The sequence below is a fragment of the Sphaerothrix gracilis Ecp01 genome (assembly GCF_030405905.1).
In the GTDB taxonomy this organism is placed as follows: domain Bacteria; phylum Cyanobacteriota; class Cyanobacteriia; order Phormidesmidales; family Phormidesmidaceae; genus Sphaerothrix; species Sphaerothrix gracilis.
In genome coordinates this window covers 42,050-48,503 of sequence record NZ_JASATW010000006.1, presented here as the reverse complement: position 1 = coordinate 48,503, position 6,454 = coordinate 42,050, and the positions used below count along the sequence as shown (strand labels likewise).

At 52.3% G+C, this 6,454-nt stretch carries 8 protein-coding genes; 3 read left to right on the top strand and 5 right to left on the bottom strand.

Annotated elements, in window-relative coordinates; all coding sequences use genetic code 11:
• A partial coding sequence (gene psbA, locus QJQ48_RS08045) for a photosystem II q(b) protein (RefSeq protein ID WP_346290705.1) occupies positions 1-961 on the top strand: 961 nt, incomplete at its 5' end.
• 93 nt (positions 962-1,054) lie between these two features.
• Here the strand turns inward: psbA and crcB are convergent.
• From crcB to QJQ48_RS08030, 3 genes are read right to left on the bottom strand one after another with little or no spacing between them, the layout of a single operon-like run.
• Positions 1,055-1,456, bottom strand: coding sequence for a fluoride efflux transporter CrcB (crcB, locus tag QJQ48_RS08040; protein ID WP_346290704.1), 402 nt, complete (start codon positions 1,454-1,456; stop codon positions 1,055-1,057).
• A 3-nt stretch (positions 1,457-1,459) separates the two neighbouring features.
• Positions 1,460-1,660 (bottom strand): hypothetical protein, encoded by a 201-nt coding sequence (locus QJQ48_RS08035; RefSeq protein WP_346290703.1) that lies wholly within the window; start codon positions 1,658-1,660, stop codon positions 1,460-1,462.
• Between the two features lie 5 nt (positions 1,661-1,665).
• A complete protein-coding gene (locus tag QJQ48_RS08030) occupies positions 1,666-3,078 on the bottom strand; it encodes a DUF4231 domain-containing protein (protein ID WP_346290702.1) in 1,413 nt (470 codons plus the stop codon).
• Between the two features lie 317 nt (positions 3,079-3,395).
• Here QJQ48_RS08030 and QJQ48_RS08025 point away from each other — a divergent pair, with 317 nt between their 5' ends.
• Positions 3,396-4,589 carry a D-Ala-D-Ala carboxypeptidase family metallohydrolase gene (locus QJQ48_RS08025; RefSeq protein WP_346290701.1) on the top strand — a complete coding sequence of 398 codons (1,194 nt, stop codon included), beginning with the start codon at positions 3,396-3,398 and terminating at the stop codon, positions 4,587-4,589.
• On the opposite strand, the gene QJQ48_RS08020 is transcribed toward QJQ48_RS08025, so the two are convergent.
• On the bottom strand, positions 4,586-5,245 hold the full coding sequence (locus QJQ48_RS08020) for a chromophore lyase CpcT/CpeT (RefSeq protein ID WP_346290700.1): 660 nt from the start codon (positions 5,243-5,245) through the stop codon (positions 4,586-4,588). The two genes, QJQ48_RS08025 and QJQ48_RS08020, sit on opposite strands and share 4 nt — an antisense overlap.
• Before the next feature lie 109 nt (positions 5,246-5,354).
• Between QJQ48_RS08020 and QJQ48_RS08015 the strand changes: the two genes are divergently transcribed.
• The gene (locus QJQ48_RS08015) at positions 5,355-5,678 is read left to right on the top strand and encodes a nucleotidyltransferase domain-containing protein (protein WP_346290699.1); all 324 of its coding nucleotides are present in this window, start codon (positions 5,355-5,357) and stop codon (positions 5,676-5,678) included.
• A gap of 91 nt (positions 5,679-5,769) precedes the next feature.
• Here the strand turns inward: QJQ48_RS08015 and QJQ48_RS08010 are convergent, their stop codons facing one another.
• Entirely contained in the window at positions 5,770-6,342 is a 573-nt protein-coding gene (locus tag QJQ48_RS08010) for a Uma2 family endonuclease (RefSeq protein ID WP_346290698.1), read from the bottom strand.
• Positions 6,343-6,454: the final 112 nt, after the last annotated feature.

Here is a 6,454-nt window from a genome sequence, read left to right as displayed (position 1 = left end):
AGCTGCCACCACCTGCTTCGTCATCGCCTTCATCGCGGCTCCGCCGGTTGACATTGACGGTATCCGTGAGCCAGTAGCCGGATCTCTAATCTACGGCAACAATATCATCTCCGGTGCGGTTGTTCCTAGCAGCAACGCCATCGGTCTGCACTTCTACCCCATCTGGGAAGCTGCTTCTCTAGATGAGTGGCTCTACAACGGCGGCCCTTATCAGTTCATTATCTTCCACTTCCTCACAGGCGTTTTCGCCTACATGGGACGTCAGTGGGAACTGAGCTACCGCTTGGGTATGCGTCCTTGGATCTGCGTTGCTTACAGCGCCCCGCTGTCTGCAGCAACTGCGGTTTTCCTGATTTATCCTTTGGGCCAGGGTTCATTCTCTGACGGTATGCCTCTGGGTATCTCTGGTACGTTCAACTTCATGTTCGTCTTCCAGGCAGAGCACAACATTCTGATGCACCCCTTCCACATGCTGGGAGTAGCCGGTGTGTTTGGCGGAGCGCTCTTCAGTGCGATGCACGGTTCTTTGGTGACCTCCTCTCTGGTGCGTGAGACCACCGAGACCGAGTCTCAGAACTATGGATACAAGTTTGGCCAAGAGGAAGAGACCTACAACATCGTGGCGGCTCATGGCTACTTCGGTCGTTTGATCTTCCAATATGCCAGCTTCAACAACAGCCGCGCGCTGCACTTCTTCTTGGGTGCATGGCCTGTAATCGGTATCTGGTTTACCTCCCTCGGCATCAGCACGATGGCGTTCAACCTGAACGGTTTCAACTTCAACCAGTCAGTGATTGACAGCCAAGGTCGTGTGATTGGCACCTGGGCGGACGTACTGAACCGGGCGAACCTCGGCTTTGAGGTCATGCACGAGCGCAATGCTCACAACTTCCCGCTTGACCTTGCTTCTGCCGGTGAAGCAACCCCGGTGGCAATGACTGCTCCGGCCATTCACGGCTAATTTAGTTTTGTGTAGCTCCTTGAGCTGCTAGAACTGAGCCAAAAAGAAGGTGCGTTCCTAAGGGGGTGCACCTTTTTAGTATTCAGTCAGTATTTAGCGGTTGAGCCAGTGAGCGATCGCTGCGCCGAGTTGAATACAGAGCAGTCCTAACCCCGCACTGCCTAGCCAGTAAAGGCTAGCGATCGCCGTCGTTGAGTTTTTGAACAAAAAAATACTTTCCAAGCCGTAGGTTGAAAACGTGGTGTAGGCTCCCAAAAAGCCCGTCGTGACTAGCAGCTTTAGATCTGGCAGCAGGTCAGGGTAGCGTTCGGCAATCAGCGTCACTGCCAGTCCCATTCCTAGACAGCCAGTTAGATTAATCATCAAGGTGGCGTAAGGAAAATCTGCGCCGAGCCGAGCTGTCACAAATAGCGTTAGATAATAGCGGCTAAGCGCTCCGGCGATCGCCCCCAGGGAGACTGCTAGCGGTGCTCGCCAGGTCAGGTCGCTTAGCATATTCTAGAGTGGCATCTGGGTTCCGTTAGTCACTACGCGCTGCAGGGTTGAGTTTTGCTGCTCAATGACAGCGGTCTGCTGCTGTGACAGAGCAATCAGCGAGCTAATTGACTCCTGCTGAGCCTGCTGAATGCTGCGCATCTCCTGTATCTGGTCTCTGAGCGACAAAATTTCGTTCATCAACTGCTCTAGTTTTTCATCCATTTCCATTAAACAATCCTTGCTTTTGCGCGATCGACATAGCGAGAGAACACATCCCAGCCGTGATAGCCGCCATTGACCAGCTTCCGTACCCGCCGCCAGTCCCCGGCGCGCGCCGCTGTTGCCACGCCCCGATCCTTGAAGTAAGACGCTAAGACTCTGGCGGAAACTTGGGGATCCATTGCCAAATCAGGGTTATTTTCTAAATCAACTCCCAGCTTTTTGCCATAGGTGCGATAGTTGGCCCGTCCAGTGAGCTGAATATAGCCCCGACCGTGATATTTCACACCATCGCCAGGGCTGATGTTACCCAAGTCTTTGCGGCCTTCATAGCGCTGCCAGTATTTTTCGCCGCCCCACTCATGAACCGGCTGAAAGCCGCCCGTCTCTACCCGTACGGTTGCCAACATGCCCACTAAGACATTCTTGTCTAAAATGTCATATTCCTGCAGCGCCTCTAAGATACCGGGCAAATAAGTTTGACAGTCTGAGAGCGGGCATTCCAGCGCCTGGGCGACTTCTGCAGCGCTGACGAGCTGAGGTACATCTTTGGTCGCCGTTGCCGCTCCGTTTTGCCCGCTTTGGCTGGTAGCGGGTTTGGGTAGCTCAGGGATGATAATTTCCTCGTGCCATACCAAAGCAGCCGCCCCTAGAGGCGGTAAATCGGCTGGCAGGTCGTCAGGGCCGGTGCTGCTGGGCGCGGCTCCGTTGGGATTAGATAGAACGGCCTGTGCTTCAGAAGCGGTCTGTGCTTTTTGCTCTGCTTGCTGTTTCTCCGTCTCTAGGCGACGGCGTTCTTGCTCAAAGAACCGGGCCTGTTCTTCTAAGCGGCTATTCAACTCTTTCAGCGCTAGCTCGCTATTTTGAGCTACCACTGCCTGAGTTTTCTGCTGATCTTCTTCCTGCTTATCTTCCAGGCGAGCTAAGAATCCCTGAACATCTTGCTGAATGTATTGCTCGACTCGGTTGGCAAAAATTTTATAGGCGTTGTCGTGGGAGGCAAAATCTCGGTATGGCCCCGTCAGTTGGAAAAACTGCCAGCCTTCAATTTTCATGCCCTCGGCTGTATTGCGATAGTTGCGATACTTTTCGCCGTGGGCAAAAAATTCTTCAACCGCCGCCGAAATAGCTACGGTTTGGCTCAGGCCAAATGCGGTCCAGCCTAAAGCTGCTTTAAATCTGGCATCCCCCTGATTGTTCAATCCCACTAGAGCCGGAACAATTACGCCCCCCACAATCGTCACCATCCTCAGAAAATAGTGGCGATTGCGCTCCTTATTGGCCCGACTTTCTAGCCAGAGTACCTGGTCTAGCCAGCGGCTTTTCAAAAAGTCTTTGCGTAAATCAGCCAGATCTAGGCGATCGATAATCTCACCGAGCGTCTGCTTCAGATATTGGCGATAGTCGTTTTTCTTAGCCATGAGTTCAGTTACACCCTGAGTTGTAACAGCATTTACATCCACGCCGCAGCTCAGAAGTAGACGTTTTAGGGTCGAGAACCCAAACGCAATGGATACCAACCAGTTTGTGCCTAGGCTCGTTACGGTGCCTGGTACACGGCTTGAACGCTCTACATTCAGGACAATAATGCGCTAAAAATACTTGTCTGTCTCTATCTGCTTAGATGAAGTTTACAAAAATTTCACTTGCCGACAGGCTTCAGCCGCTGTTTGCATAATTTAAGCGACTGGGTGATAGCGATTGGTTACGATAAGGACGTGTCTAATCGGCTCGCCCTATGGATCTGCGCTTAGAAACTCTGCAGCCTCAGTATGAGAAAGTTTTCCTGTCCTGCCGCCTCAAGCAGGGAGCTGAATCAGAAGTTAAAACCGTTGGCGATCGCTTAGTAGAACTGCGATCGCATTATGAAGTCGTCGAGCAAGCAACGGGGATTCCCTGGTGGTTTGCCGGATTGCTGCATTTTCATGACTGGAATTTTCGAGAACCTGCCTTGTTTGAAAAAAAGGCGGTAGAAGTGCTGATGGCAAAGCAGTACCATCAAGCCCGCAACCGTACCCTAGGTGCCTATCTGTGGGGTTTAGACCTGTGGAATGGCTTTCGAGATGGCGCTGGTGACGAATCAGAGTGGATCTGGGCGGGTACCAACGTTCTGGCAAAAGACTCGGACAAAGTTGGAGCGGCAGCCCTGCTGGTTTATCTGCAAGAGCAAGGCATTGTTGATATGCCTAAGCCCGATCAGGGCCAGCGGCTAATTGTTTTGGCCGATACGCTCTTTAAAACGCAGCCCCAGCAGTCTTTTAAGCTAGGGGCTGAGGACAAGCTCTCGGTTCACAAGGGCACTCGCCTAGAAATTTTAGAAGATGAGCCTGCCGAGGCAAACCATATGAAGGTGAAGCTGCCAGATGGTGTTTTACTAGGCCAAAACAACCGTAGCGACTGGTATATCTTTGCGGGCCACGTTCATGTAGAGGGCACTGAACCCGATAACAAGCCGCAAGATCAGCCCGAAGAACCCGTCACCAAAATTGAAGACCCCGATCCCGGTCCGTCGATTAATGTGCCCAAGCTAGGGATGGTGTATCTAGGCAAACCGATCATTGAAGGCGGCCATTTCAGCTGGGCTGAAGCGACTAAAAACGGCAGTCGCATCCCAGTCGATGCCACGGTGGTAGACGGCATTCTTAAGATTGCCGAGGTAATGGAAGAGGTACGGGAATATCTGGGCAATCGGCCAATTCAGGTTAATTCCTGGTACCGTGATCCGGCTACCAACCGCCGGGTGGGGGGTGCTTCCAAATCCCGGCATCTCAGTGGTGATGCCGTCGATTTCGTCGTCCAGGGAATTGCCCCGCCCCAGGTCAACCGCCAGCTCGAAGCTTGGTGGAATAACCGGGGGGGACTAGCCAGCGCCAGCAGCTTTACCCACATTGATGCTAGGGGCTATCGGGCTCGCTGGAGCTATGGCTTTTAGCGATCGCCCTGCAGTTCATCACGCCAGCGAAAGCGATACGGTTCATCCTCAGCCCCCCACACCTGATTGCCCTCAGGGTCGAAGCCCCGATCCCAGGTGTCCATGCCCTGGCTGTGCAGCACGATGGTATTGGTGATGCTGGTTGCGCCCCGCACCTCGGTTGGGCAGCCCGCTGGCGGCGTCATCCCCACGAAGCCTAAGACTGAGGGGTTGAGAAACACCGAGCAGGTATAGTCTCCCAGTTCGGCTACCTGGCGCTCAGCCAAGGGGCGATCGCACAGTCCAATCCACTGCTCTGGTACTGTGGGACGATAAGCACGGGACTCAACTTGGTTATCAACAGCAGACACCAGCCATAGAAACCGCTGGCGATAGGGCTGATCGAGCTTTTCCGATAGGGCTTGCTCTTGATAAAGCAGATAGCCCCCCTCCCCTAAATCTGTAGATAACTCAGCTTCGCAGGTGGTCATCTGCACGCTGACCCGATCGGGGTTGGAGGCTGCCTGCTCGGCGGTGTCCATCACGCCGATAAGATGATTGGCAACCTGCTGGGCTAGGGGGTCACCTTCTACAGAGACCGGTTCAGTTTGCGCGATCGCCCCTGTACTGACGGTTAGCAAAAGAATCGAAACAAGCGATCGCCTTAAAATTCTCATAGCCCAAACGTCTAAGTGGAGTCTGCTTTATAAACTATAGAGAATAAGGCTAACCGCGATCGCGACCTAACTGTTCCAACTCGCGGGCAAGTGCACATAACGGCTTACTATGACTCACCCCTGCCTTGAGGAAATTCTGGCTGAACTGAAGCAGTATCTAGAACGCGAGTATCAGGGAAGTTTGGCAAAAATAGTCTTGTTTGGCTCACAAGCTAGGCAGGATGCCGAAACCGATTCAGATATTGATGTATTGGTTGCGCTAGACAAGTCATTTAGTTTTATAGAGGAAGTTAAGCGCACTAGCGACTTTATCACAGAGCTATGTCTTGAAAGAGCGGTTTTGGTTTCTCTAATATTTGTGTCTGCCTCACGCCTAGAAACCGAGCAGACACCTTTCTTCATGAATGTTCGACGAGAGGGAATATTGCTGTGACTCCCGAACAAACCGCTTTGCTACAGAAAGCGGAACGCAGCTTAAAAGCTGCTAAGCAACTCAAAGTAGAAGGACTGTCAGAGTTTTCAGTTCAGGAACACCCTGCAAATAAGGATTTGAGCGAGTAATTAAACTCTGGCAAAAGCGGACTCGTTAGGGTGTCGGCTGCGTAGAGCGTCATTGCCTTTTTGAGAAAGCCCTCTTGACGGCGGTAGACCTCGATCGCGGCCTGGTCTCGATCCACAATCCAATACTCAAGTACGCCTTCAGTCGAGTAGAGCTTGAGCTTGGTCTCCCGATCGCGCTTTTTATCCTTCTCGGTTTTAGACAACACTTCGACAACCAGTTCAGGGGCACCTGTCAGATGTCCTGCCTGATCCATCAGCTGGGCTAGTCGTTCGTGGCTAATCCAAATCAGGTCGGGAATTACCGCATCCGTCTCAGCAAAAATTATTCCCGGAGAGATATAGGGTTTGCCAGCTGCCGACTGAAGCGACCATTGCAGCAAAGCGGCATACATTAGTCCGATTACATCCTGATGTCCTAGGTGAGGCGCACGAGTCACCAGCAGTTCTCCCGCGATAATTTCGTAACGGTTGCCCGTATCGGGAAAGCCTTCTAAATCACTGACTGTCCAGCAAATTGGATTAGTCATTGAGGTCATCGGCTTTTTCCTCAAACTGCAATACTCCTATTATGGCGGCATAAAGTTCGGTTATCTGCCGGGATTTTGATGGCTAGATGACAGGCAAATGCGGCTGAATTCGTCATGATAA